The 23,752-nt window shown below is 56.1% G+C and carries 20 protein-coding genes, 2 tRNA genes, 1 rRNA gene and 2 pseudogenes; 11 read left to right on the top strand and 14 right to left on the bottom strand.

The genetic code is table 11. The annotated features are described in order from the left end of the window. Positions 1 to 24: 24 nt before the first annotated feature. The 3 genes from G6R15_RS19005 to G6R15_RS18995 all read right to left on the bottom strand — a co-directional run bounded on the left by G6R15_RS19005 (position 25) and on the right by G6R15_RS18995 (position 1,843). A tRNA-Ile gene (locus G6R15_RS19005) sits at positions 25 to 101 on the bottom strand. Between the two features lie 61 nt (positions 102 to 162). Then, a tRNA-Ala gene (locus tag G6R15_RS19000) sits at positions 163 to 238 on the bottom strand. Positions 239 to 381: 143 nt separating this feature from the next. After that, positions 382 to 1,843: ribosomal RNA gene (locus tag G6R15_RS18995) — 16S ribosomal RNA — on the bottom strand. A 782-nt stretch (positions 1,844 to 2,625) separates the two neighbouring features. Here G6R15_RS18995 and G6R15_RS18990 point away from each other — a divergent pair. Beyond that, a pseudogene (locus G6R15_RS18990) lies at positions 2,626 to 3,164 on the top strand (helix-turn-helix domain-containing protein); the annotation flags it as partial. A gap of 140 nt (positions 3,165 to 3,304) precedes the next feature. Here G6R15_RS18990 and G6R15_RS18980 read toward each other — a convergent pair. Both G6R15_RS18980 and G6R15_RS18975 read right to left on the bottom strand, forming a co-directional pair. Further along, entirely contained in the window at positions 3,305 to 4,165 is an 861-nt protein-coding gene (locus G6R15_RS18980; RefSeq protein WP_164661540.1) for a lipopolysaccharide assembly protein LapB, read from the bottom strand. 298 nt (positions 4,166 to 4,463) lie between these two features. Continuing rightward, positions 4,464 to 5,225 (bottom strand): annotated as a pseudogene (locus tag G6R15_RS18975) (IS5 family transposase). A 119-nt stretch (positions 5,226 to 5,344) separates the two neighbouring features. Here G6R15_RS18975 and G6R15_RS18970 point away from each other — a divergent pair. Further along, a complete protein-coding gene (locus G6R15_RS18970) occupies positions 5,345 to 6,748 on the top strand; it encodes an FAD-binding oxidoreductase (RefSeq protein WP_164661539.1) in 1,404 nt (467 codons plus the stop codon). Positions 6,749 to 7,113: 365 nt separating this feature from the next. Here the strand turns inward: G6R15_RS18970 and G6R15_RS18965 are convergent, their stop codons facing one another. The 3 genes from G6R15_RS18965 to G6R15_RS18955 are packed head-to-tail and all read right to left on the bottom strand — an operon-like array spanning position 7,114 to position 10,799. Next, positions 7,114 to 8,601 (bottom strand): heme biosynthesis protein HemY, encoded by a 1,488-nt coding sequence (locus G6R15_RS18965; RefSeq protein WP_164661538.1) that lies wholly within the window; start codon positions 8,599 to 8,601, stop codon positions 7,114 to 7,116. Between the two features lie 10 nt (positions 8,602 to 8,611). After that, a complete protein-coding gene (locus G6R15_RS18960; RefSeq protein ID WP_164661537.1) occupies positions 8,612 to 9,946 on the bottom strand; it encodes a COG4223 family protein in 1,335 nt (444 codons plus the stop codon). A gap of 52 nt (positions 9,947 to 9,998) precedes the next feature. After that, a complete protein-coding gene (locus G6R15_RS18955) occupies positions 9,999 to 10,799 on the bottom strand; it encodes a uroporphyrinogen-III synthase (RefSeq protein ID WP_240336812.1) in 801 nt (266 codons plus the stop codon). 12 nt (positions 10,800 to 10,811) lie between these two features. Here G6R15_RS18955 and tsaD point away from each other — a divergent pair, with 12 nt between their 5' ends. Genes tsaD through G6R15_RS18930 form a run of 5 tightly spaced genes read left to right on the top strand, consistent with a single transcriptional unit; the run spans position 10,812 to position 13,993 of the window. After that, a complete protein-coding gene (tsaD, locus tag G6R15_RS18950; protein WP_164661559.1) occupies positions 10,812 to 11,909 on the top strand; it encodes a tRNA (adenosine(37)-N6)-threonylcarbamoyltransferase complex transferase subunit TsaD in 1,098 nt (365 codons plus the stop codon). Next, a complete protein-coding gene (locus tag G6R15_RS18945) occupies positions 11,906 to 12,868 on the top strand; it encodes an NAD(P)H-dependent glycerol-3-phosphate dehydrogenase (RefSeq protein WP_164661536.1) in 963 nt (320 codons plus the stop codon). The genes tsaD and G6R15_RS18945 overlap by 4 nt, the downstream gene beginning before the upstream one ends. A 1-nt stretch (position 12,869) precedes the next feature. Continuing rightward, positions 12,870 to 13,136, top strand: coding sequence for a YciI family protein (locus tag G6R15_RS18940; protein ID WP_164661535.1), 267 nt, complete (start codon positions 12,870 to 12,872; stop codon positions 13,134 to 13,136). Further along, positions 13,136 to 13,558: an EVE domain-containing protein gene (locus tag G6R15_RS18935; RefSeq protein WP_164661558.1), complete on the top strand. Its 423-nt coding sequence runs from the start codon at positions 13,136 to 13,138 to the stop codon at positions 13,556 to 13,558. Before G6R15_RS18940 ends, G6R15_RS18935 begins: the two co-directional genes overlap by 1 nt. A 39-nt stretch (positions 13,559 to 13,597) precedes the next feature. After that, the gene (locus tag G6R15_RS18930) at positions 13,598 to 13,993 is read left to right on the top strand and encodes a DUF1761 domain-containing protein (protein WP_164661534.1); all 396 of its coding nucleotides are present in this window, start codon (positions 13,598 to 13,600) and stop codon (positions 13,991 to 13,993) included. 215 nt (positions 13,994 to 14,208) lie between these two features. Here the strand turns inward: G6R15_RS18930 and G6R15_RS18925 are convergent, their stop codons facing one another. Next, positions 14,209 to 14,550, bottom strand: a complete 342-nt coding sequence (locus G6R15_RS18925) for a DUF2853 family protein (protein WP_164661533.1) — start codon at positions 14,548 to 14,550, stop codon at positions 14,209 to 14,211. Positions 14,551 to 14,736: 186 nt separating this feature from the next. Here G6R15_RS18925 and G6R15_RS18920 point away from each other — a divergent pair, with 186 nt between their 5' ends. Then, positions 14,737 to 15,387, top strand: a complete 651-nt coding sequence (locus tag G6R15_RS18920) for a DUF899 family protein (protein ID WP_164661532.1) — start codon at positions 14,737 to 14,739, stop codon at positions 15,385 to 15,387. Positions 15,388 to 15,530: 143 nt separating this feature from the next. Here G6R15_RS18920 and ahcY read toward each other — a convergent pair whose 3' ends face one another. Continuing rightward, positions 15,531 to 16,919 carry an adenosylhomocysteinase gene (ahcY, locus tag G6R15_RS18915; protein WP_164661557.1) on the bottom strand — a complete coding sequence of 463 codons (1,389 nt, stop codon included), beginning with the start codon at positions 16,917 to 16,919 and terminating at the stop codon, positions 15,531 to 15,533. A gap of 147 nt (positions 16,920 to 17,066) precedes the next feature. Then, positions 17,067 to 17,381 carry a hypothetical protein gene (locus G6R15_RS18910; RefSeq protein WP_164661531.1) on the bottom strand — a complete coding sequence of 105 codons (315 nt, stop codon included), beginning with the start codon at positions 17,379 to 17,381 and terminating at the stop codon, positions 17,067 to 17,069. A 208-nt stretch (positions 17,382 to 17,589) separates the two neighbouring features. On the opposite strand from G6R15_RS18910, the gene G6R15_RS18905 reads away from it, so the two are divergent. Continuing rightward, on the top strand, positions 17,590 to 18,186 hold the full coding sequence (locus tag G6R15_RS18905) for an HD domain-containing protein (RefSeq protein ID WP_164661530.1): 597 nt from the start codon (positions 17,590 to 17,592) through the stop codon (positions 18,184 to 18,186). On the opposite strand, the gene G6R15_RS18900 is transcribed toward G6R15_RS18905, so the two are convergent. The 3 genes from G6R15_RS18900 to G6R15_RS18890 all read right to left on the bottom strand — a co-directional run bounded on the left by G6R15_RS18900 (position 18,174) and on the right by G6R15_RS18890 (position 20,648). After that, complete coding sequence (locus G6R15_RS18900; protein WP_164661529.1) at positions 18,174 to 19,376, bottom strand: DUF563 domain-containing protein; 1,203 nt, start codon at positions 19,374 to 19,376, stop codon at positions 18,174 to 18,176. The two genes, G6R15_RS18905 and G6R15_RS18900, sit on opposite strands and share 13 nt — an antisense overlap. 10 nt (positions 19,377 to 19,386) lie before the next feature. Beyond that, complete coding sequence (locus tag G6R15_RS18895; protein WP_164661528.1) at positions 19,387 to 19,941, bottom strand: ActR/PrrA/RegA family redox response regulator transcription factor; 555 nt, start codon at positions 19,939 to 19,941, stop codon at positions 19,387 to 19,389. A gap of 86 nt (positions 19,942 to 20,027) precedes the next feature. After that, positions 20,028 to 20,648 (bottom strand): SCO family protein, encoded by a 621-nt coding sequence (locus G6R15_RS18890; protein WP_164661527.1) that lies wholly within the window; start codon positions 20,646 to 20,648, stop codon positions 20,028 to 20,030. Positions 20,649 to 20,740: 92 nt separating this feature from the next. On the opposite strand from G6R15_RS18890, the gene regB reads away from it, so the two are divergent. Together regB and G6R15_RS18880 are read left to right on the top strand one after the other, a co-directional pair. After that, complete coding sequence (gene regB / locus G6R15_RS18885) at positions 20,741 to 22,138, top strand: sensor histidine kinase RegB (protein WP_164661526.1); 1,398 nt, start codon at positions 20,741 to 20,743, stop codon at positions 22,136 to 22,138. An 83-nt stretch (positions 22,139 to 22,221) separates the two neighbouring features. Next, positions 22,222 to 23,727, top strand: a complete 1,506-nt coding sequence (locus G6R15_RS18880; protein ID WP_240336811.1) for a PAS-domain containing protein — start codon at positions 22,222 to 22,224, stop codon at positions 23,725 to 23,727. Positions 23,728 to 23,752 lie beyond the last annotated feature (25 nt).

Genomic DNA, 23,752 nt, shown 5'->3' with positions numbered 1-23,752 from the left:
CTTGCTTACACACCAAAGGTGTGATGGTGGGTCGAGGAGGACTTGAACCTCCGACCTCACGCTTATCAGGCGTGCGCTCTAACCACCTGAGCTACCGACCCAGCTGATTTTGCAGAGCAAAATCGGCGTCCAGCCCCTCGTGGTTACACAGGGCCGTTTATCTGGTGGAGCCTAGGAGGATCGAACTCCTGACCTCCTGAATGCAAATCAGGCGCTCTCCCAGCTGAGCTAAGGCCCCTTGAAGAACCCTGCATTCAGGGCTCGGTGACTGAAGAGATATGAGGACGGCCTGGTCCTGATGTTTGGTCAGTTTTGTATACTGACCGTTGCTAAGTGTTCCACGAGTATGAACAAGTTCATGCTGACTAGGAACATCCTTAGAAAGGAGGTGATCCAGCCGCAGGTTCCCCTACGGCTACCTTGTTACGACTTCACCCCAGTCGCTGAGCTCACCGTGGTCCGCTGCCCCCTCGAAAGGTTGGCGCACGGCCTTCGGGTAAACCCAACTCCCATGGTGTGACGGGCGGTGTGTACAAGGCCCGGGAACGTATTCACCGCGTCATGCTGTTACGCGATTACTAGCGATTCCGACTTCATGGGGTCGAGTTGCAGACCCCAATCCGAACTGAGACATCTTTTAGGGATTAACCCATTGTTGATGCCATTGTAGCACGTGTGTAGCCCAACCCGTAAGGGCCATGAGGACTTGACGTCATCCACACCTTCCTCCCGCTTATCACGGGCAGTTTCTCTAGAGTGCCCAGCCGAACTGCTGGCAACTAAAGATGTGGGTTGCGCTCGTTGCCGGACTTAACCGAACATCTCACGACACGAGCTGACGACAGCCATGCAGCACCTGTCACTAGGTCCCGAAGGAAGGCTCCATCTCTGGAGTTGTCCTAGGATGTCAAGGGTTGGTAAGGTTCTGCGCGTTGCTTCGAATTAAACCACATGCTCCACCGCTTGTGCGGGCCCCCGTCAATTCCTTTGAGTTTTAATCTTGCGACCGTACTCCCCAGGCGGAATGCTTAATCCGTTAGGTGTGTCACCAACAAGCATGCTTGCTGACGACTGGCATTCATCGTTTACGGTGTGGACTACCAGGGTATCTAATCCTGTTTGCTCCCCACACTTTCGCACCTCAGCGTCAGTATCGAGCCAGTGAGCCGCCTTCGCCACTGGTGTTCCTCCGAATATCTACGAATTTCACCTCTACACTCGGAATTCCACTCACCTCTCTCGAACTCAAGACCAGGAGTTTAAGAGGCAGTTCCAGGGTTGAGCCCTGGGATTTCACCCCTTACTTTCTGATCCGCCTACGCGCGCTTTACGCCCAGTAATTCCGAACAACGCTAACCCCCTCCGTATTACCGCGGCTGCTGGCACGGAGTTAGCCGGGGTTTCTTTACCAGGTACTGTCATTATCATCCCTGGCGAAAGAGCTTTACGACCCTAAGGCCTTCATCACTCACGCGGCATGGCTGGATCAGGCTTGCGCCCATTGTCCAAGATTCCCCACTGCTGCCTCCCGTAGGAGTCTGGGCCGTGTCTCAGTCCCAGTGTTGCTGATCATCCTCTAAAACCAGCTATAGATCGTAGACTTGGTAGGCCATTACCCCACCAACTATCTAATCTAACGCGGGCTAATCCAAAGGCGATAAATCTTTCCCCCGAAGGGCACATAGGGTATTACTCTCCGTTTCCAGAGGCTATTCCCTACCTTTGGGTATATTCCCACGCGTTACTAACCCGTCCGCCGCTCACCCCGAAGGGTGCGCTCGACTTGCATGTGTTAGGCCTGCCGCCAGCGTTCGTTCTGAGCCAGGATCAAACTCTCAAGTTGAAAAGCTGTTTCCAGCTTATCCTTGACGTTCGAACCTCTGCACATCACTCATATTGGCATTACTGAAACCAATATAAGTTTTCTCTGTTTGTGTGCTTCAGCTACAAAGTAGCGAAAGCCGTACAAACAGTGAAGCTGACACTCCATAATCGGTGCTACCACTTGCGCTACTTGAGCACAGGCAATCATCACCTAAGAGCGTTGATATACAGACGTTGATCCATCGAAATGAACCAAACCGCCCACATATCTCTTCAGTGTATTCAATTGTCAAACAGCGTCGGAACCTAAGTCCCAGAGACAAAAACCAACACGTAGCGCCAATCTTAACTGGCGCAAACCGCGTCAAACCTGCCTCGAATTCTTCCCAAACTTCCCCTCCTGAACCTTCCGTCCAGTCCGTTCCGTCCGCCCCGTAGCGCCTCAGCGCCGCCGGTGAAGGGGGTTCTAGTCCTAACTACAAATACCCGCAACCCAAAAAATCACAAAAATCACGAAAATCACGAAAAAGATCTAAAATATAACAATATCATAGGGTTAGCAAAATACAGATGCTCGAAAATCGGTGCGACCTCTCTTGCTTTGTGATCGCTACCGTTTGCGTAACCATTCGTGTCTCGACGACCGGCACCTACATTTGGTTATGACCTGCCTGAGAGGCACAACAACCAGTTTGAATCGCACCGCTAAAACTTCAAGGACTTGGGAATCGGGTCGCTTATTGGAGTCGCTGGATACTTCAGATCGAGTCGCCGTTTGGATTTGGATGTCGTCCCTGAGGCGAGGTCCGCGATCTGAAGGAGGTCGTGGCCAAGCAAACGCTGGACTTGCGTCTTCTCAAACAAAGCATGATCGCCCCTCTCGGGGCATTGCTTTGCAATACCGGGCCGGGCAGGGGATGGGGGCGACCAAGAATGAAGTATACCGCGTCAGAAAAGATGGAAATCATCAGGTTGGTCGAAGCATCAAATCTTTCGGCGCGGCAGACATTGGCCAAAAGGGGCATCCTTCGCACCACATTCTACCGCTGGTATGACCGGTATCAGCAGCCTGGCGAAGCTGGGCTGCACGACCACCCCCCAAACCAAAACACATCTGGGACCGCATCTTGTTGGAAAACCGCTTCTTTCCAGGAGATCTCGAGGCCCAGATCGAAGCCTTTGTCGATCACTACATTCACCAGCGATATCACGAGAGCCTGAACAACGTCACGCCATCAGACGTCTGCTTCGGACAGGACAAAGCCATTGTGCAACGCCAAGAAAGGATCAAACGAAAGACGCTCGAAGCGCGCCGCTTGCATCACAGCCAACGCGCCGCACAATCAAAACAACCAGATGAGCCAGACCCTCTCTTAGTTCAGGCGACCTGTGAAACCAAAAACGCTGCCGACGCACAGGAAAATGAATACTACTCTTTGTTGGGAATACATCCGGCTCAGCAACAAGAATTTTAGTAAGGTCAATCGGGAATGCCTGCTTTTCGCAGCAGGTCAATAATGCGTTTCAGGAGTTCGGCGTCGCGATACGGTTCGTGCTGACGAAACATTGCTAGCGTGAATCTCGGATGGATCTGGCGCATGGCCGCAACTGTTTCAGCAGCCCGTTCGGATTGGTCAGACATGCCCTGAGCCGTAGCCAACAAAGTATAGCCGTAAACCGTCGCGGGCACCCGCAACCGATATTCCTCGGCCAATATGATCGCTTGTTCGTATTCACCCATCAGGGTCAGGCATTGAGCATAGCAATACAGCGCATCATTGTTGAGCACGAGCGACGAGTTGATAAGCTCCGCAAAAAGCTCCGTCGCCTTTTTTATGCTTCCGCCGTAGATATGCACAATTGCGTATCCCCACAAATAGCTTCGGCCTGCGCTACGCCCTTGATCGGCTCGCTTTTCAGCTGCTTCATGCTCGCCCTCCATCATCAATAGCACCGCATCCAGGTGAATGGCTTCAGCACGATTTGGCCATCGCGAGATCAGCCCATCAACCAGACCCCTGCATTCGCGCAGAGCGTCAACCTGACTGGCATCAATTGACGAGCGCGCATCCATCCAAAGCGCCCAGGCATCGGCGACCATCGCATCAAAATAGTCGGGATCAATGTCCAGCGCCTTGCGATACATGCGACGGGCTGCCTGAAAAGACTCAGGCCTGTATTTGATGTGTTCCAGCAGGCCTTGATGAAAATACTCCCAAGCCTGCACACTGCGTGTCTGCCGAACGGCCAAGTGCGCAACTTCGCCATCGGTAAGCGCGACCTGGGTTTCCAAGATAATTTCACCGACGAGTTCGTCTTGAATTTCGAAGATGTCGTGCACGCGGCGGTCATAGCGCCTTGATAAGACAATAGTACCGTTGCTTTTGTCCAACAGCTGAACCGTTACCCGAACCTTGTCACCCGCCCGCCGTACTGTGCCTTTGATCAGGAACTCGGGCTCGAATTCCGTGTCTGCATTCTCGGCGCGGATGAATTCTCCGCCAAATGTAAAACGTGATGGCACCGCCAAAACCGTCAGCGCTCGTACCATCGACAAGCGTGCAATTAGGTCTTCGCTTAGGGTCTGGACTCATTGAATTTCACAGCCAGTAGATGACGAGGGCAGCTAGTGCGATGGCTTAGAGGAAGACCTTGGGACAGCGGTCGTATCGGGTTGCCACACGCCGCCAGTTCTTGAGCCTGCCGAACATGATCTCGATCCGGTTGCGCCGTTTGTAGCGACGCTTGTCGTACTTGATCGGCTTCTTCCGTTGTTTTCGACCCGGGATGCAGGCACGTATCCCTTTGTCTTTCAACGCTTCTCTGAACCAATCGGCGTCATATCCACGGTCGCCGAGCAGCCAGTCGACATCTGGTAAGCTGCTCAGTAACGCGCGTGCCCCGATATAATCGCTGACCTGACCGGCAGTGACGAACAGGTTGAGCGGTCGGCCTTGGCTGTCGCAGATGGCGTGCAGCTTGGTGTTCATGCCGCCTTTGGTTCGTCCGATCAGACGCCCACGCCCCCCTTTTTTGACGCCCAGACTGGTCGCCGTTCGATGTGCCTTCAAATAGGTCGCGTCAATCATGATCGTCTTCTGCTCACCGTGCCCGGCGGCCAAACCGGYCATCATCCGGGCGAAGATGCCCTTTTATCGCTCCACCGCTTCCAACGGTTGTACAGCGTCTTGTGAGGGCCATAGGCGGCAGGTGCGTCACGCCATCGTAAGCCATTGCGATTGGTGAAAATAATTCCACTTAATACACGACGGTCAACCCTCTCGGGACATCACTGCGTGATGCCCTGCCGGGCAGTGAACGCGTGGCTTGCCGTGGGACTTTGGAAAAAAGGGTTCAAGACGCGCCATCTGGGCGTCGCTCAACCAGAAAAGATCAGACATATTCACCGCTCATTTTTGCAGCGGTGAATCATGCAGCCGGTGGAAATCAATGGGTCCTGACCCTAATCTCCTAAGGTCTCGTACAATATGGAAAAGCTGTTTGTTTTGGGGTCGCCAAAGTGACCAACCTAAAAGACTTGTTTGCGGCCATTGTCGGGGCAGACCATGTGTTGACGGCTGATCGGTTATCAGCGCGCGATCCGGGTTATTGCACCGATGCTCTAGGCGCCTCTGTATTGGTGCGCCCAGCCAACAGCGCCGAATTATCCCGGATCTGCAAAAACGCTCGCGCCCATAGACTGGGCCTGGTGCCTCATGGCGGGCTGACCGGTCTTGTCAATGGGACAGCATCCCACCCAGGCGAGGCGATTGTTTCCTTCGAACGGATGTCCCAGATCTTGCACATTGACGCACTTCAGGGGGTTGCCGTGGTTGAGCCCGGCGTAACGCTTGAACAACTTCAGGCGGCGCTGGAACCAATGGGCCTAATGATCGGTGTGGATATTCCGTCGCGCGGGTCCTGCACAAACGGGGGTATGGTTAGCACAAATGCCGGAGGCATCCAGGTGCTCAGATACGGTATGATGCGCCAGAACGTGCTGGGACTTGAGGTCGTGCTGGCAGATGGGCGTATTCTGGACCTGACCAACGTGTTGATCAAAAACAACGCCGGGTATGATCTAAAACAGATATTTATCGGCAGCGAGGGTACGCTTGGTCTGGTAACAAAAATCGTGGTCAAACTATGGCCGGTGCCAGCCGGGACCTGTTGTGCGCTGGTAGCATGCCAAAGCTCGGATGATTTGCCGGGCCTTTTCGATCATGCGCGCAGCAGTTTCGGCGCAGACCTGATGTCCTTCGAAGCGATGTGGCCAGAGTATTACCAGCTTACAACATCGCAACCCGGCTTTGATCGCCTGCCGCTTCCCTGGGGGCATGGTGTTTATGCAATTGTTGAGGTTTGTGGAACGTCTCGCTCTGATATCGAGGCACGGCTTGCCGCATTCATTGAGCCCAAAATCGAAACCGGCACAGTTGTAGACGCGGTCATCGCCCAATCCGAAGCTGAGCGACGCACGATTTGGCGCTCGCGCGAGGACAGCGACTCGATTGACCGCGTATCTGACACCAGCCTTTCATATGATGTCGGCTTGCAGCTGGCTGATCTGTCCAGTTTTGCCAAGCGTCTGGGGGAACGTTGTGCGATCCAAATTCCTGGTCTCGTACCCTATGTGTTCGGTCATGTCGGTGACGGTAACCTGCATATAATGTTCGCGATCAGCGAGAGCGAGTTCGCGCAACGTGAGATTTATGACAGGCTGATTTACGACACGCTAAGCGAATTCTCGGCAAGCACAATTTCCGCCGAACATGGAATTGGTCTGGAAAAGCGTCCTTTCCTGGTCGAATCAGTGCCGCCGGATACCGTTGCAGCGATGGGGGAGTTGAAACAGCTACTTGATCCATTCAACACTTTTAACCCTGGTAAAGTTCTAGCAACCGTATCTGTTGGTCCAAGTTGAAAGTGAGGGTCAGGACCCATTGCCCTTATAGGTTCAGCATGAGTCATCGTTGAAAAGTAGAGCGGTGACACAAGCGGGCTTTTCCACCCAAACAACGTGCAACTGGCACATCGTGAACACATTTCCCCGCTGCTCCACGGCAAGACAACGGCATTCGTCCATGCATTCGCTGTCGAAGGTCCCGCGTCAAAGCTGTGAGTAAAGGCAAACGTAGACGCAAGCAACACAACCGCCCCTCTCGGGACATTGCCGTGCGATGCCCTGCCAGGCAGCAATCGAGATCACGTCCGGCAGGCTCAAAACCTAAAGACGTGAGGCACCCCGGATCGACCATTGCCCCACAATATTTCTGAGAAATACAGTTGCTAGGTCGAGCGCGGTTGTCCCTCACTTTTTGCGTCTTGCACTACCGCTTCGAATACGTCGTCTTGATCCGCTTCAACCGCTTCGTTGTCGGCCTGTCGCAATTTGTCCTCAACTGCACCAACAATCAAAGGCAGCATATGTGCCCCTGTCGCGCTCGAAACGTCGGCACCGGGACTGGCTTTCCAGGTTAGGGTGTCAAAACTTCCACAATTGGAACAGACCGGAGTCCATTCTGCGTGGATGTCATGACAGTTATCACAAACCCATTGCGGTCCACGCGGCGCAGACAAGGCTTTGGCAAGCCAACCCTGGACCACCGCGTCCGAGGCGCCCTCTCCCCGTTCGATGGCCGCCATCAGAGTATAGGCGCGGGCGTCAGCATCTTGTTCGATCAGATCACCCAAGGCGCGGCGCGCTTCTGGGAAATCTTCGGCAACGATGTGTAGTTCAGCCATCACCAGCCGAGTTTCGGTGTGCTGCGGGTGAACTTTGGCAAGAACCGCAAAGCGTAAGACTCGATCTTGGGCGGTCTCGTCCGGCGCCAATTCGGCAAAGGCGTGGGCCAAATCCGGATGTGGCTGTGCGTCCCAGGCTTTCTTCAACAGACGCCCTGCATTCTTCGGCTTACCCTTTGCGATATGTGCACGCGCGGCCATGGCCGCGGCGGGCACCAGATCGGGCGAAAGCTTGTTGGCCTCGATCGCGCGTTCTTGCGCTTCGACGGAGTTTGAGTCGGACAGGATATCCTTGGCCTCGGACAACGCCAGGATGGCGTCTCGACGTTTGAACACTTCGCGCGGCAGGCTGCCGGATTTCAGCTTGGCGGTCAGGGTCGATCGCGCACCAGTCCAATCCTGAGACTTGGTTTGCAAACCCAACAGAATGTCCTGGGTTTCCTCATGCCGGGGCTTAATGGCCAGAGCCTTTTCCGCCAGCTTCAGCGCAGTTTCATCGTCACCCTCGGACAGCTTTTGTTTCAGCACTCCGCGCACACCCACAAAGCGGGTCGCGGAGTCGCTGATTAGCATCTTGTAGGTCTCAGCCGCTTTTTTTGTGTCGCCAGTCATCTCGGCCGCCTGGGCCACCAGCAGGTTAGTCAGCTCAGGCTTGTTCAACAGCTTTTCAGCCTTGCCCGCCTTGGACATGGCCAGCCGACCTTCGCCCGAAGCCAACGCCATCAGGCCATCGGCCAACGCCTGATAGCCACGTTTTTCACGTCCTCGGTCGAAGAACCGCGACAGTGCCGTTTCGTCGCCGTTCAGAAATTTTAGTGTCGCGATCAGCAATGTAAGCAGTTTGAAGAACAGCCAAACCGCGCCAACCAGAACCATAAAGCCAATCACAGATTGCAGCGGACCAAGGGTGTATTCGGTTCCAGCGACCGTGACCTGCACGCCCCCAGTGGTTTCCATTAGGAAGCCCGCGCCCAATGCCAACAAGGCAATGATCGCAACAAAAACAAGTATCTTGAGCAGGGACCAAAGCATGGCAGATCCTTCAGTTCGAGTTAAGGCTTTGCGCAAGCGCATCTGCAGCTGCAATGGCGGCCTGACGGGTTCGAGCTACACTGACCCAATCAGCCAATGCAGCTTGGGCCGGTTTGGGCAAGGCAGCGATTTCATCCAGTGTCTTGGTCAAATCGCCAGCGACCAGAGCGGCCTCGGCCCGTGACAACACGGCATCCGGGTCGGCACCCTCACGCGGCTCGACTGAACGGGCGCCCAGCTGACGCTGAAAGAAGGCGCCGATGCCTTCTTGTCCGCCTGCATCTGTCTTGCGGGCTGCAGCCAATGCTTCGCGCGCGGCGGGCGGGAACCCTTCGCGCAAGGTGGCAACGGTTACGACACCCTCGGCTGCGGGGGCGGTCAGCGTATCGGGAACAGCAACGCCACCTGCGGTAAGCTCTGCGACCAGACCATCAAAGGACGCGCCTGTGTCCAACTGGCTGCGCAGTCGGGCTGCGGCCGCACGGTTGGCGGACAGCTTGGCATCAGCGGCGGCCTGTTCTTCCAAGCCGCGGGCCTCGGCCTCCATCGTGCGGGCCTGATCAATCAACCCTTCAACTTCGGTGCGCTGCGTCACGATGGTTTCTTGCAGTTTCGTCAATTCCCGCTCGTAGGCCGCAACCGCCTCGGACGATGCTCCTTCGGAGATCGGGCGCTTTTCTACGGCGGTCAGGCGATGGTCCAACTGGCTGAGACTGTCCATTTGACCTTTGAGAGCCGCCATCTCATCGCCAAGCGGTGCGACGGTCCCTGAAAGCTGCTCGACCTGCTGGCTAATCCCCGACACATCCGGCAGCTGGATCGCAGCAACAGATGCCTTGAGGTCAGTCAACGATTTGGCCTGGGTTTCGATTTGCGCCGTCAGTGTCTCGATCACTTCGCTGTTGTCGACCGCCCGGAGACTGGGGGGCAACAGCGGGTCGATGACTTGCGTCTTGGCCGCGGCGAAACCCAGGACTGCGGCCAGAACCCCGCCGATCAGAGCAGGTCCAAATCCGCCGCGCTTTTCGATAGTGCGCTCGATGACACGCTCAGGTTCAGCGAGCGGCGCAGCTTCTGCTTCGTGATTCTCGGTCTCGGTCTCGGTCTCGGTCTCGGTCTCGGTCTCGGTCTCGGGAGAGGCTGACTCTTCTACCTTTTCAGCATCAACCTCATCTTCAACAACATCGGTCGCTTCATCGGATAAATCCGCATCCGTTGCGCCCTTTGATACTTGATCCGTTACCGTTGTGACGTCTTGATCAGACGTTTCCTGTGTCTGTGTTCCCGGCTCATCCGTCTTGGGGTTGGCGCCTGTTTCCAGATCTGAAACTTTCTTGTCGGCCACCATCATTCCCCTTTGATTCTCAATTTGTTTAACCACGAGACGCGTTTGAACACTAATGCGCGTCTGGTCCGCCCTCAACCCGCAACGCTTGCTTCACAAGCTTTTCAACTGCTGTCGCCATAGCATCGGTATCGGGGCGTTTTGCGACCGTGAGAGCCCTTGCACCTAAAGAAATAAGGGGGTTTGAGACAGCATCACTCATCGCAGCCAGCCACAGCGCACTTGCGTTCGGGGCAAGGTCGGCAAATTGTCGCGCGGTCCGAGGCGAGAAAAGCGGAGCGATTATTGGCTTGGATCCTTCAAATGCAGCCAGTGCTTGATCCGTGAACGGCAATAGATCCTGACGATAAACAACCTGTTCACGTGACGTCAGCCCCAACTGCGTCAATGCTTGCGCTACGTTGCCCACGCTGCTTTCGCCCCGCAGGTGTAAGAGCGGTCCCTGGGGGCGTAACTTTAACAGACCGGCAATCAATGCCTCGGCGCTTTCGCCCGCCATAGTTGCCACCCAACCTTGGCGTGCCGCTGCCGCCTTTGTAGCCTGACCGACGCAGTAACACGGCAAATCACGCGCACCCAAAACCCGCGCAGCAGCGGCGACCCCATTGGACGATGTGAAAATCAGGCCCCTGGCGTCGCCGATGTCCACCCCCCCAGACATTGCCCGTATGTCCAAAAGCGGGGTAAGGATTGGCTCCAATCGGTGTTGGGTGTCAGTCGACAGCTGCGCCACAAATCGTTCGGACGCAGCCCGAGGGCGTGTCATCAAAAGATACACTGGCTTCAGCGCCTCCTGCCTCGGGATTGTTTGCGCGGCTTCGGGGTGATACCCCGCGATCAGGTTATGATGCAACGGTTGGGGCCGATGGGGCAAACACTTACCATCTTGGGGCTGGAAAGCAGCTGCGACGATACGGCAGCGGCGGTTGTACGGCAAACGGATGATCTAGCGGCGGAAATCCTGTCTTCGGTCGTACACGGTCAGACCGAGTTGCACAGCGCCTTTGGCGGTGTCGTGCCCGAGATCGCGGCCCGCGCTCATGCTGAAAAGCTGGACGTTTGCGTGATGCAGGCGCTGGAACAGGCTGCGCTAACATTGGATGACATCGACGCTGTAGCCGTAACCGCCGGACCGGGCCTGATCGGCGGTGTGATGTCTGGCGTCATGTGCGCCAAAGGGCTGAGCGCGGCCACGGGCAAACCGCTGATTGGGGTGAATCACCTGGCAGGTCACGCTCTGACTCCGCGTCTGACGGATGGCGTGGCCTTTCCCTATCTGATGCTGCTCGTATCGGGCGGACACTGCCAGTACTTGATCACACATGGCCCAGAAGAGTTCACTCGACTGGGCGGTACAATCGATGACGCGCCGGGCGAGGCGTTCGACAAGACCGCTCGCCTGTTGGGCTTGCCACAACCCGGCGGCCCTTCGGTCGAAGCCGAGGCGAAAGGCGGCGACCCCAAGCGCTTCCGCTTTCCGCGACCGCTGCTGGATCGCCCAGATTGCGACCTTTCTTTCTCGGGTCTCAAAACTGCATTGATGCGGATGCGAGATCAGGTGGTTGGGGAACGGGGTGGCCTGACCCGCACGGATCGTACAGACCTATGCGCCGGGTTCCAACAGGCAGTGGTCGACACACTGGCCGAAAAAACGCGCCGCGCGCTGCGTCTTTATCTGGAGCATACGCCAAGCCAACCAACTATCGCCGTTGCAGGCGGCGTCGCCGCGAACACCGCGATCCGCACCGCGCTGCAGGGCGTTTGCGCTGAAGTTGGTGCAAACTTCCTCGCTCCACCTCTGGCCCTTTGCACCGACAACGCCGCTATGATCGCATATGCGGGGCTAGAGCGGTTCAAGCTGGGCAAGACCGACGGCTTGGATCTAATGGCCCGCCCCCGCTGGCCACTAGATCAATCAGCACCCGCGATGCTGGGCAGCGGCAAGAAGGGAGCAAAAGCATGAGCGTCGCCGTCCTTGGATCGGGTGCATTTGGCACCGCGCTCGCTATTTCACTGTCCGGAACGCAACCCGTCACCCTGTGGTCGCGCAATCCAGATCAAGCCCGCGATATGGCGAATTCTCAGGAAAACACTGTACGCCTGCCAGGTTATTCCTTGCCCAAAGCGATCCAAGTCACCTCGAACCTTGAGCAGGCCACCCAAGCCGATACGCTGCTTTTGGCTGTTCCAATGCAAAAGTTGCGCTCAGTTCTGGCAGAGCACAGCGCATTGTTTGATGGGCATGTTCTGGTCGCCTGCTGCAAGGGGATCGAGCTGAGCACCGGTCTTGGCCCCGTTCAGGTAATCCACGAAACCGTACCGTCAGCCAAGGCCACCCTTCTCACCGGTCCCAGCTTTGCCCAAGACATCGCCGCCGGTTTACCCACAGCTCTGACGCTAGCCTGCGCCGACCCTGATCTGTGCACCGATCTGCAGGAACAATTGACCACCGCCAACCTGCGGCTCTATCGAACCACCGACACCACAGGCGCCGAATTGGGTGGTGCATTGAAGAATGTGATGGCCATCGCCTGCGGTGCGGTGATCGGTGCCGGTATGGGCGACAGCGCCCGCGCCGCACTAATGACTCGGGGATATGCCGAGATGCAGAGGATGGCACTGGCCTGTGGTGCCAAGCCTGAGACACTTGCCGGGCTGTCCGGTTTTGGTGACCTGACACTCACTTGTTCGTCCAAGTTGTCGCGTAACTTTCGCCTTGGTCTATCAATTGGCCGGGGCGAGGGTTTTGACCCCTCGGTTACCGTAGAAGGTGCCGCAACCGCCCGCGCCGTCGATGCCAAGGCGCGCAATATGAACCTGGACATGCCTATCACCCACACAGTTGTCGGCTTGCTTGATCACAGCTTGACGATTGCCCAAGCCACCGCTCAACTGCTTGCCAGACCATTGAAAGAGGAATGACATGCTGATTGCCCTAATTGCCAAAGACAAAACCGATGCCCTGCAAACACGGCTCGACAATCGTCCGGCGCATGTGGACTATCTAAAATCCACCGGCCTTGTGTCCCAGGCCGGACCACTGTTGGATGGCGACGATATGATCGGTTCGCTGGTGATTTTGGACGTCAAAGACATGGCCGCCGCGCAGGATTGGGTCGACAATGACCCCTACGCCAAAGCAGGCCTGTTTGAATCAGTCGAACTGATCCCGTGGAAAAAGGTGATCTGATGGCGTTCTGGCTGTTCAAATCCGAACCCTCAACCTGGAGCTGGGACGACCAAGTCGCCAAGGCTGACGCGGGTGAAGAATGGGATGGCGTGCGTAACTATCAGGCGCGAAATTTCATGCGCGAGATGAAGCTGGGCGATCGCGGTTTCTTCTACCACTCGCAAAAAGAAAAATCCGTTGTCGGTATCGTCGAGATCTGCGCCGAAACACACCCCGATTCCACCACCGATGACGACCGCTGGGAGTGCGTGGACATCAAGGCCATTCGTGGTTTTCAAATTCCGGTGTCGCTGGATCAGATCAAAGCCGATGGGCGGCTAGATGAAATGATACTGGTCAGGAACTCGCGCTTGTCTGTGCAACCCGTCACGGAAAGCGAGTGGCAGGTGATCTGCGGCTTGGGGAATACAAACCCGGATTGATCAGTCAGTGTTGCCGCAAGAACAATACGGGAGAGCGCCTTGGACCCACTCAGCATTTTTGCCGCCGCCCTAGCGGCCTTTATCCTTGGGTCACTGTGGTACATGGCGTTCGCCGACCGCTGGAAAGTGGCGGCCCGCCTGCCCCTAAATGCTGAAGGTGATCCGCAGAGCAGCATGTCGCTCAAGGTCTTTGCATCAAGTTTTGTTTTGTTGTTGATCGTTTCGGCTGCCCTGAACTATGTGTTCCAGCTCACAGGCGTGACATCGATGCCCCAAGGCGCAACCACCGGGGCCGGGATCGGGCTATTGTTCATTGCACCTTGGATTGGCATCAACAACTTATATGCTATCCGCTCGCCTATTCTGACACTGATCGACGGCGGTTACGCCACACTTTCCTGTGCGCTCATGGGTCTCATTTTGACCTTGCTTTAAAAAAGGGAGGGCTCTGACGATGCAGAACCCTCCCCCACCCCGCGTGCTCCCAAGTCACCACACGCGTATGAAATTCGAGGTCCTGACCGTCCTGGTCTGGATATGCCCTTTATGGACCATTCCGTAACATCGTACAAACGCAAAGCCTTGAAGATACGTCTAAAATGCGAAACGCCCGCAATTTGCGGACGCTCCAATCTGATATTTCAACAGGGTCAACCGTAGACGGATTCCTTGCCGAAATGCTTGGTCAGCATATAATAAACAACCGCGCGATATTTGTTTCGCTCGGACTTGCCGTATACCTCGATCACTTTGTTGATCGCTTCCATCAGCTCTGGACCATCCGCCAGGCCCAGCTTCTTAATCAGAAAGTTGTTCTTGACCGTATCCAGTTCGCTTTCCTGAGTGGCCGCAACTGTCGACGCATCCGCATCATATATCGCCGGACCACAACCAATTGTGACTTTGGTCAGCAGGTCCATGTCGGCATTCATGCCGCATTTGTTTTTCAGATCGTCGGCGTATTGAGCGATCAGATCGTCGCGTTTGCCCATGTGTGTTCTCCTAAGAGTGTGAGTGCCAAACGGTGATGTGATCACCGAAGACGAGCCTAGACGGTGTTTTTTGCGTGACAAAGGGAAATTTTGGCTGGTTTCTTCCCCCTAATTGGCGAAAACCGTCGGGTGCTTGCATTTTCAATCTCAGTATTTAACAATTGCGTTAAACAAAGGAGAGATTCCATGACCCTTCAATTCCCAAACGAAAGCCGGGATTATCGCGCCGCACGCGAGGCGCTCTTGCAGGCCGAGATTGATCTTCGCAGCCAAATCGAAAAGGTCGCAGCCAAACGCCGAGCATTGCCCATGGGCGGAGTGATCCCCACCGATTACGCCTTCCGGTGTTTGGATGGCACACGGCAGCCCATCTCTACGCTTTTTGGCGACCACGATACACTGGCGATCTATTCGCTTATGTATGGGCCCAAAGCAACGGGACCGTGTCCAATGTGTTCGGCGTTTCTGGACGGGATGACTGGACAGATAAGCCACATCGCCAAACGCATGGCCGTGGCAGTGATCGCCGAGAGTTCGCCCAAGCGCTTGTCTTCCCTATGCGATCAGATGGCGTGGCAGACCCTACCCCTGCTGTCGGCCGACGGCACCAGTTACCAAACCGACTACCTGGCCCAAAGCCCGGACGGCGACCAGCTGCCGATGCTGAATGTCTTTGTCAGGAACGGCGACGAAATCCGCCATTTTTGGGGGTCTGAAATGTTCTATGCCCCCAGCGACTGGCATCCCCGGCACATAGATGCGCTCTGGCCATTGTGGAACCTACTCGACCTGACGCCATCTGGTCGCGGCGACCACATGCCCAGCTTATCTGCGTGACCACGCCGTGACCCGTAGGGGCTCGGCGCTAGGCCCAAGGGGATTGGTGGTGCCGCAGGCAGTTTCGGTTCGCGCGGGAGCACCCCGTGAAACGAAAAATGCCGCCAGACTTCTCTGACGGCATTTTCTAACTTTCCTGGTACTTAGTAGCGGTAGTGCTCGGGCTTGTAGGGGCCTTCCGGGCTCACACCGATATACGCCGCCTGCTCGTTGTCCATCTTGGTCAGCTTCACGCCGATCCGGTCCAGGTGCAGACGCGCGACCTTTTCATCCAGATGCTTGGGCAGGATGTAGACGTCGTTGTTGTACTCGTCACCCTTGGTGAACAGCTCGATCTGAGCCAGCACCTGGTTGGTGAACGAGGCCGACATCACAAACGAAGGGTGGCCAGTGGCGTTGCCCAGGTTCAGAAGACGGCCCTCAGACAGCAGGATCAGTCGGTTGCCCGAAGGCATCTCGATCATGTCCACCTGTTCCTTGATGTTGGTCCACTTGTGATTCTTCAGCGCGGCGACCTGAATTTCGTTGTCGAAATGGCCGATGTTGCCAACGATGGCCATGTCCTTCATCTCGCGCATATGCTCGATGCGGATCACGTCCTTGTTTCCGGTGGTGGTGATGAACACGTCAGCGGTGGCAACTTCGTCTTCCAGCAGGGTGACTTCGAACCCGTCCATAGCGGCTTGCAGGGCGCAGATCGGGTCGACCTCGGTCACTTTCACACGAGCACCGGCACCTGCCAGCGATGCGGCCGAACCTTTGCCGACATCGCCATAACCACAGACCACGGCAACCTTACCGGCCAACATGGTGTCGGTGGCGCGGCGGATGCCGTCGACCAGCGATTCCTTACAGCCGTATTTGTTGTCGAACTTCGACTTGGTCACGCTGTCGTTCACGTTGATCGCGGGGAACGGCAGTTGGCCTTCCTTCACCAGCTGATACAGGCGGTTCACGCCGGTGGTTGTTTCCTCGGACACGCCTTGGATCTGGTCACGCATCTTGGTGAACCAACCGGGGCTTGCTGCCATGCGCTTCTTGATCTGAGCTTTGATCGCCACTTCCTCTTCCGAGGTTGGAACAGCAATGACGTCTTCGCCGGATTCGGCACGCGCACCCAGCAAAATGTACAGAGTCGCGTCGCCGCCATCGTCCAGGATCATGTTCGGGCCATCTTCAAAGAGGAAAGATTTGTCCAGGTAATCCCAGTGCTCTTCCAGCGTCTGGCCTTTGATGGCGAAAACTGGAACATCAGCTGCGGCGATTGCTGCGGCAGCATGGTCTTGTGTCGAGAAAATGTTGCACGACGCCCAACGCACATCCGCACCCAGGGCCACCAGTGTTTCGATCAGAACAGCGGTCTGGATGGTCATATGCAGCGAGCCAACAATGCGCGCTCCAGCTAGCGGCTTGCTCGCACCATATTCCGAACGCAGGGACATCAGGCCCGGCATTTCGGTTTCGGCGATATCCAGTTCTTTGCGACCGAACTCGGCCAATGAAATGTCTTTGACGATATAGTCCCCGGCCATCATGTGCTCCATTCCGGTTAGATCAATTTGCCTGCCACTAACATTCATCAATCAAAGTGGCAACGCACATGACCCTTCACGCCGGAATGGGTGGAGCCAAATAGACTCGTTCTGGCTTGGGTTACCTGCAAAATGGCTGTTTTCAGCTCAACTGCTTGTCCCCTCAACCGTGACTTTGGGCACGGCCTCGAAGAAATCGGTTCCCGCCGCGATGATGCAGCTGGTTCCGTTGGCATGGGTCAACAGCACGGTAAAGGTACCTGTTTCGCTGGATGACCAGATCTCCATCACGGATTGCGCGCCGTTCACCTTTTGCAAGCCACCGACTGTAAGTGTTTCCGAATACTTTTTGGTCAGTTGCTCGACTAAGGCGTCGCGCATCCCGCAAGAGGCGGCAACAGCAGGCGGGGCCGTGGCGGCCATGCCAAAGGCAAGGGCATATCCTAACAGACGCTTGAACATAACAAGCTCCTTTCAGTAAAGGTTTCAGTCTGAGAGGGGCGCGCCGGGAGGAAAGAAACGCACCCCCCTCAGCACTTGATATCGTGATCATGCCGTCCCATTACAAAGCACGGGATTTCAACTTAATGTTGGCAGCATGTGATCAGATAAGATCAGGCTGCGCCCGAAATGTGGCGAAAACATGGCGCGGAAACAGGGGTGTGGCAGCATGGCAACACAACCAAGAGCATGGCAGCGAATGTTATCGGGGCGCAGACTGGATTTGCTCGACCCAACCCCGTTCGACATCGAGATCGAGGACATCGCGCACGGGTTGGCGTTTGTCGCACGCTGGAACGGGCAAACCATTGGGGATTTTGCATATTCCGTGGCCGAACATTCGCTTCTGGTCGAAGATCTGTTTGGTCGCATTGCCCCCAAAACACCACCCAAATGGAGACTGGCAGCACTGCTGCATGACGCCCCCGAATATGTGATCGGCGACATGATTTCACCTGTGAAAGCCGCCATTGGGACAGGGTATGGTGAACTAGACGACAGGCTGACTGCTGCCATTCACATCCGATTTGGTTTACCCGCAGTGATCCCCTCGACGGTCAAACGTCAAATCAAAAAGGCAGACCGCATCAGTGCCTGGATGGAAGCCACCCAAATCGCTGGCTTCTCTGAGACCGAAGCAAGCAAGTTCTTTGGTCGCCCGGATCGCACAGTGATCGAAGGACTAAGTATCGCTTTGCGTCCCCCAACCGAGGTACGCGCCGACTTTTCGGCACGACATGGCGAACTGATGTCTCAACTGGATTGAACCGCCTCTCGCGCCGCCCTGCGGGCGCGGCGCTCCTGACGCACACGACGAATTCGGCGTTGAGCATATTCGGGCGATTCAACAAATTCGCCGGTATCCCCCAATCCCTTGTCCAAAAACAGTTTCTTGCGCTGCTTGTCAGTCAGGGGTTCCCAATCAACACCGGGGTCAACGAATCCTTCATCTGCCAGGGTGCGGCCAATAATCTTGTGGTTCAGCTCGCCAAACGACTGCCGGTTTGACTTACCCTTGGTGGAACGCACCCATTCCGTGTGCAGTGCATCGATGATAATCGGTTCTGACCCCGTGAAATGTTCCACATTGGCGGCGAGTAAGTTGTTGGCGCCCGCCTTGCGGCGCAGGATCATGGCGACTTTTTGATCCGGTTGGCCCACCATTGCAAAAAGATGCAGCGCCGAGCCATCTGCCGCGACCACATGCTTGGCCGCTTTATAGCGCGCTAGCTGGGTTTTCAGGTCATATTTTTCCGGGTGGAAAATGTCGTATCCCTGCTTGATCAGCAAATCTTCCAGTCGCTCTTCACCCAACAGACCGCCCTTGCCGACCCCAAGTGCCGAGCGTGATATGTAAATCTTGCTCGCCCCGTCAGGTTCTATTTCACTTGCAAACCGGTTGTGAATCGCATCGCGGAATTTCTGAGTTCCCTCGGTGATCTTACCCAGCCCGAACCCCTGCCCCGGAACAATCAGCTCATCAACCATGGTTGGGTCAGTTGTCACCCGGATCGGCATGCCAGGTGCCATCAAATCGATGAAAGCGCGATGAAATCCGCGCACCGCATCGCCAACCTTGGGCCGCTTTGGCATGAACAGGATGCCATCAATTGGCCCATCGATGTGATCCAGCGCCCACAAGCGGGCCGTGCTTTCCACCAGAAAGTGACCAAAGTGAGCCCATAGTACTCCACCCCACAGCCACCGCCCCGATAGTTTGGTCGGTTTCTTCTTTGGCATCGCTGGTTCCGTGGTCAGCGGCCGGAACTTGCGCCAGAGCGCACCTTCGGGACAATAAGCGCCATCGCTGCTCAGAATACCCGCGGGCTGAACAAAAGCGCTTTCGTCCGGGGGGACAACTACAGCATCCGACAGGGTCACTATCCGTTCGGACCAGCCCCCTTCGGGCAGCGGCTGGACATTGGGGTTATTTAAATCCAGCTCTTCTTCCGACATAGGTAACCTTTTACCGTGGACTGCGTTTGGCCAGAATACGCTGCAAAGTGCGGCGGTGCATATTTAGACGACGGGCCGTTTCACTAACGTTACGATCACACAGCTCATAAACGCGCTGAATATGCTCCCAACGCACGCGGTCCGCGCTCATCGGGTTTTCCGGCGGCGGTGGCAACTCATCCGGTTGCGCTAGCAACGCGTTGGTGATGTCGGTGGCATCCGCAGGCTTGGACAGGTAGTCCGTCGCGCCAATCTTTACCGCAGCAACTGCAGTAGCAATCGCGCCGTATCCGGTCAGAACCACAACCCGACTGTCGGGGCGTTTTTCGCGTAGAACTTCGACGACATCCAGGCCATTGCCGTCCTCAAGCCTCAGGTCAACCACCGCATAGGCTGGCGGGCGCGCAGTTGCGATTGCACTGCCAGCCGCTACAGACGAAGCGGTTTCAATCTCGAATCCACGCTTTTCCATAGCTTTGGCAAGGCGGCGCAGAAACGGTTCGTCATCGTCCACCAACAACAGGGACTTATCCGGTCCGATTTCAAGCTGCTGGATATCTGCCATGCTCTGAACTTTCCGTTGGTCTTGTTATGTCTTGCCTAGGCTGAATATGACCGTCACCTTGGGAAAGGTCAAACACACATGCTTGATTAGAGGGCGTCCAGGAAACAGCCAACCTTGTCAGCCATACCTTCAGGCGTCTCATCGCGCTTGAAGAATTCCACAAACCCAACCTCGGGCAGCACCAGATAGGTAAAGGTAGAATGATCGACGAGATAGTATTCGTCGCTCTTGTCCTGGGCCTTGTAGTAGGTTTTGTAGGCCTTGCTCGCCGCCTTGACCTGCTCAGCCGAGCCTGTGAGGCCAATCATCTTTTCATGCAGGTTAAAGGCATAGTCACCCACAACCTCGGGCGTGTCCCGGTCGGGGTCAATCGAAACAAAGACGGGCGTCACGCTCTGACTGCGTTCGGCCAGCACATCCACGGCTTCGGCGTTGCGCGATACATCTAGCGGGCAGACGTCAGGACAGAAGGTATAGCCAAAGTAAACCAGCGTCGGTTCCGTAATGACGTCCTTGTCAGTCACCGTCTCTCCCTTGGCATTCAAAAGTTCGAACGGCCCACCAATCGCCCCTGCCCCACCTGCGATCTGGGTCGAACGACACTGCGCAAACTGATCGCCAGACCGTCCCCCCAAAGTCAGCAGCCAGACACCGCCGAGGATGATGGCAAGTACAACAGCGGCAAGAATGGCATACATTCGGGTCATGGTGGCAAACCTTGTGACACTAGGGATATTGATCGTTTCGGCGCGGACACCTATCAAGATATCCAGCCGTTGCAACAGGACATAATCGACCAATGACGGAATCCAACATGGGCCTTTGGCGCGGACAACAGCGCAGCAGCTGGATCCGCCTGCGGACGTTGATCGTTCTGCGATGGGTTGCCATCGTCGGGCAGATTGCTGCAATCACCGTCGCCCAGCAGATGTACGATCTGCGGCTTGAGCTTGGCCTGTGCTATCTGGCCATCGGTGTCTCGGTCGTTGGAAACCTTGCCGCGATCTTTGTCTTTCCCGAAAACAAGCGCCTGTCAGAGTTTGAAAATTTCCTGATGGTGCTGTTTGATCTGCTGCAACTCGCGTTCTTGCTGTATCTGACCGGCGGGCTGCATAATCCCTTTGCCCTACTCCTTTTGGGGCCCGTTACGATATCGGCCAATGTTATGGGTCTACGATCTACGTTGATCATCGGCGGCACCGCGATTGTGTTGGTTACATTGCTGGCGCAGTTTCACCTACCGCTCAGGACGGACATGGGGTTTGTCATGCGGGTGCCTGACATTTTTGTGTTCGGCAATTGGATCGCAATCATCATCGCAATCGTGTTCCTTGGCGCCTACTCCTACAGGATCAGCGATGAGGTCGTGTCGATGTCCGAAGCGTTATCCGCCACTCATATGGCACTGGCGCGCGAACAGAAGCTGACTGATCTGGGCGGCGTGGTTGCTGCCGCCGCACATGAGCTGGGCACGCCGCTGGCCACAATCAAGCTCACCAGCGCGGAACTGATAGAAGAGCTGGATGACCGCCCAGACCTGCGCGAGGACGCTGCCCTGATCCGCGAGCAGGCGAACCGCTGCCGCGACATCTTGAGGGATATGGGTCGCGCGGGCAAAGATGACCTGCACTTGCGGCAGGCCCCGCTCAGCACCGTGATCCACGAGGCGGCAGAGCCACATATGGACCGCGGCAAGACCGTACATTTCGAAGAGGGCCCTGGTGAAGGTGGTGACTTCCAGCAACCCGCTATCCTGCGCAAACCCGAGGTTATTCACGGCATGCGTAATCTGATTCAGAACGCAGTAGATTTTTCACGTGCGAACGTCTGGGTTGAATCCGAATGGACCGAGGACGAGATCGTTGTGCGCATTGCCGATGACGGCCGTGGGTATTCACCCCATATGATCGGCCGCATCGGCGACCCTTTCATGCGCCGTCGCCGATCGGATGCAGAGAAAAAGTCGCGCCCCGAATATGAGGGAATGGGCCTGGGCTTGTTCATCGCCAAAACCCTGCTGGAACGCAGCGGCGCGTCGCTTAGCTTTGCCAACGGCTCAGACCCCTATCAGACACTAACCGATCACCCCGAACATCGCGGCGCCGTTGTTCAAGTCAGCTGGCCGCGCGCACAGATTGACGCCCAGCGCGGCAAGAACGCCGTGCCCATTGGGTTCAATGAGCAATTCAAGGTCTGATCTGCATAAGGGGTTAAATCCACGTTAACCTTTGTGACGCATGGTTTTAGTCTCCGACCAAAGTGAAACGAGGGACGCAAGCTATGATCTCGGAATGGGTTGTTATGGGGGCGGTGTGCCTGACCTCAGCTGCGATAGTGCTTTTGTGGCTAACGCCACGCAGAGCAAAACCTGTTCGAATAAACGCCGGTGATTCACCTGAGCTTAGCAGTGATCAGGTCTATCTATTCGAAGGAACCGAGCTGGTCGGATTATCTGACGCAGGCAAACGCGAAGAGGCGATGATAGCAGATTGGGCTGGTTTGAAAGCTCACCTGGTCGGCCGCTTCCCAAATTTTCCCGAGACGCCTGAACAGATCAAACAGGCAGGCAGGGTTGTGGTCTCTCCGGTCGACGCCGGCGCGCGACAGGATGTTTTCTGCGAGTGGATCGACGGCGTCACGCGGGTGCACCTGCGCGAAGTGGAGGCACCTGAACCAAAACAGTTGCAGATCGACCCTGTTCGCGCCGCAACGGAAAGCGCGCCTTACCCCGTCTGGTGCGTGGATCCCGACGGGATGGTCTGCTGGCATAACGCGGCTTATGCCCGTCTGGCACGTAAGGTGCGGGGGCAGGACACCGGCAATCTTAATCCACTTTTTGATCTAACGGACCCGGCTGGCCCAAACAGCAATCGGCGACGAGTCTCAATCTCATCCGAGAACAGCGACCAAAAGCTTTGGTTTGATCTGTCCGTAGTCGAACAAGGCAACAACAAGCTGTGTTATGCCACCGACATCAATGCCGTTGTTGATGCCGAGTTAGCGCAGCGTAATTTTGTGCAAACGCTAGCCAAGACCTTTGCCCAGCTGTCCATCGGTCTTGCCATCTTTGACCGCAATCGCCAGTTGGCGCTGTTCAACCCGGCACTGATCGACCTGACTGCATTGCCCGCTGACTTCTTGAGCGGACGACCCAGCGTCATGAACTTTTTCGACAGGCTTAGAAATCAGAACATGATGCCCGAGCCCAAGAATTATGGCGGGTGGCGACAACAGATGAACGACCTTGTCGAGGCCGCGGCGGACGGGCGGTATCAGGAAACGTGGACGCTGCCGTCGGGCTCGGTCTATTCCGTCAGTGGTCGACCGCACCCCGACGGCGCCGTGGCGTTTTTGTTTGAAGACATCACCGCCGAGATCACGCTGACACGTCGGTTCCGGTCCGAGTTGGAGCTGGGGCAATCAATCCTGGATCAGCTTGAGGAGGCTATCGCTGTCTTTGCGTCAGACGGGGCTCTGGCCTTTTCCAACACCGCGTATCACCTGCTGTGGCAGGTCGACCCCGAGGCAAGTTTTGCTACCGTGTCTATCATGGATACCACCCGCGTCTGGCAGGACAAATGTACTGCGACGCCCGTCTGGGGAGAGATCCGTGATTTTGTTGACAGCCGCGAAAACCGTTCGCAATGGCGTGAACTTGTTCAATTGCGATCCGGGCAGACATTAATCTGTACCGTTAGCCCAGTCCAGAATGGCGGCACTATGATCCAGTTCACCATGCGTTCAGTTGTTTCCCAGACTGCTCAAATGATCGCAACACAGGGCTGATCCACCTTGCAGCCACCGGTCGTCA

This window comes from Tropicibacter sp. Alg240-R139, from assembly GCF_900537075.1.
GTDB lineage: Bacteria > Pseudomonadota > Alphaproteobacteria > Rhodobacterales > Rhodobacteraceae > Falsiruegeria.
Note: the sequence above shows the minus strand (reverse complement) of the source record. Positions and strands in the feature narration are given on the sequence as shown.

Bases quoted from the DNA above. Each gene is read 5' to 3' on its own strand.
- ahcY (WP_164661557.1), bottom strand. From the start codon at position 16,919: ATGGCCGGGGACTATATCGTCAAAGACATTTCATTGGCCGAGTTCGGT.
- G6R15_RS18920 (WP_164661532.1), top strand. From the start codon at position 14,737: ATGACCCTTCAATTCCCAAACGAAAGCCGGGATTATCGCGCCGCACGC.
- G6R15_RS18890 (WP_164661527.1), bottom strand. From the start codon at position 20,648: ATGACCCGAATGTATGCCATTCTTGCCGCTGTTGTACTTGCCATCATC.
- G6R15_RS18965 (WP_164661538.1), bottom strand. From the start codon at position 8,601: ATGCTTTGGTCCCTGCTCAAGATACTTGTTTTTGTTGCGATCATTGCC.
- G6R15_RS18905 (WP_164661530.1), top strand. From the start codon at position 17,590: ATGGCAACACAACCAAGAGCATGGCAGCGAATGTTATCGGGGCGCAGA.
- G6R15_RS18935 (WP_164661558.1), top strand. From the start codon at position 13,136: ATGGCGTTCTGGCTGTTCAAATCCGAACCCTCAACCTGGAGCTGGGAC.
- tsaD (WP_164661559.1), top strand. From the start codon at position 10,812: ATGGGGCAAACACTTACCATCTTGGGGCTGGAAAGCAGCTGCGACGAT.
- G6R15_RS18910 (WP_164661531.1), bottom strand. From the start codon at position 17,381: ATGTTCAAGCGTCTGTTAGGATATGCCCTTGCCTTTGGCATGGCCGCC.
- G6R15_RS18925 (WP_164661533.1), bottom strand. From the start codon at position 14,550: ATGGGCAAACGCGACGATCTGATCGCTCAATACGCCGACGATCTGAAA.
- G6R15_RS18895 (WP_164661528.1), bottom strand. From the start codon at position 19,941: ATGGCAGATATCCAGCAGCTTGAAATCGGACCGGATAAGTCCCTGTTG.
- G6R15_RS18880 (WP_240336811.1), top strand. From the start codon at position 22,222: ATGATCTCGGAATGGGTTGTTATGGGGGCGGTGTGCCTGACCTCAGCT.
- regB (WP_164661526.1), top strand. From the start codon at position 20,741: ATGACGGAATCCAACATGGGCCTTTGGCGCGGACAACAGCGCAGCAGC.
- G6R15_RS18945 (WP_164661536.1), top strand. From the start codon at position 11,906: ATGAGCGTCGCCGTCCTTGGATCGGGTGCATTTGGCACCGCGCTCGCT.
- G6R15_RS18900 (WP_164661529.1), bottom strand. From the start codon at position 19,376: ATGTCGGAAGAAGAGCTGGATTTAAATAACCCCAATGTCCAGCCGCTG.
- G6R15_RS18940 (WP_164661535.1), top strand. From the start codon at position 12,870: ATGCTGATTGCCCTAATTGCCAAAGACAAAACCGATGCCCTGCAAACA.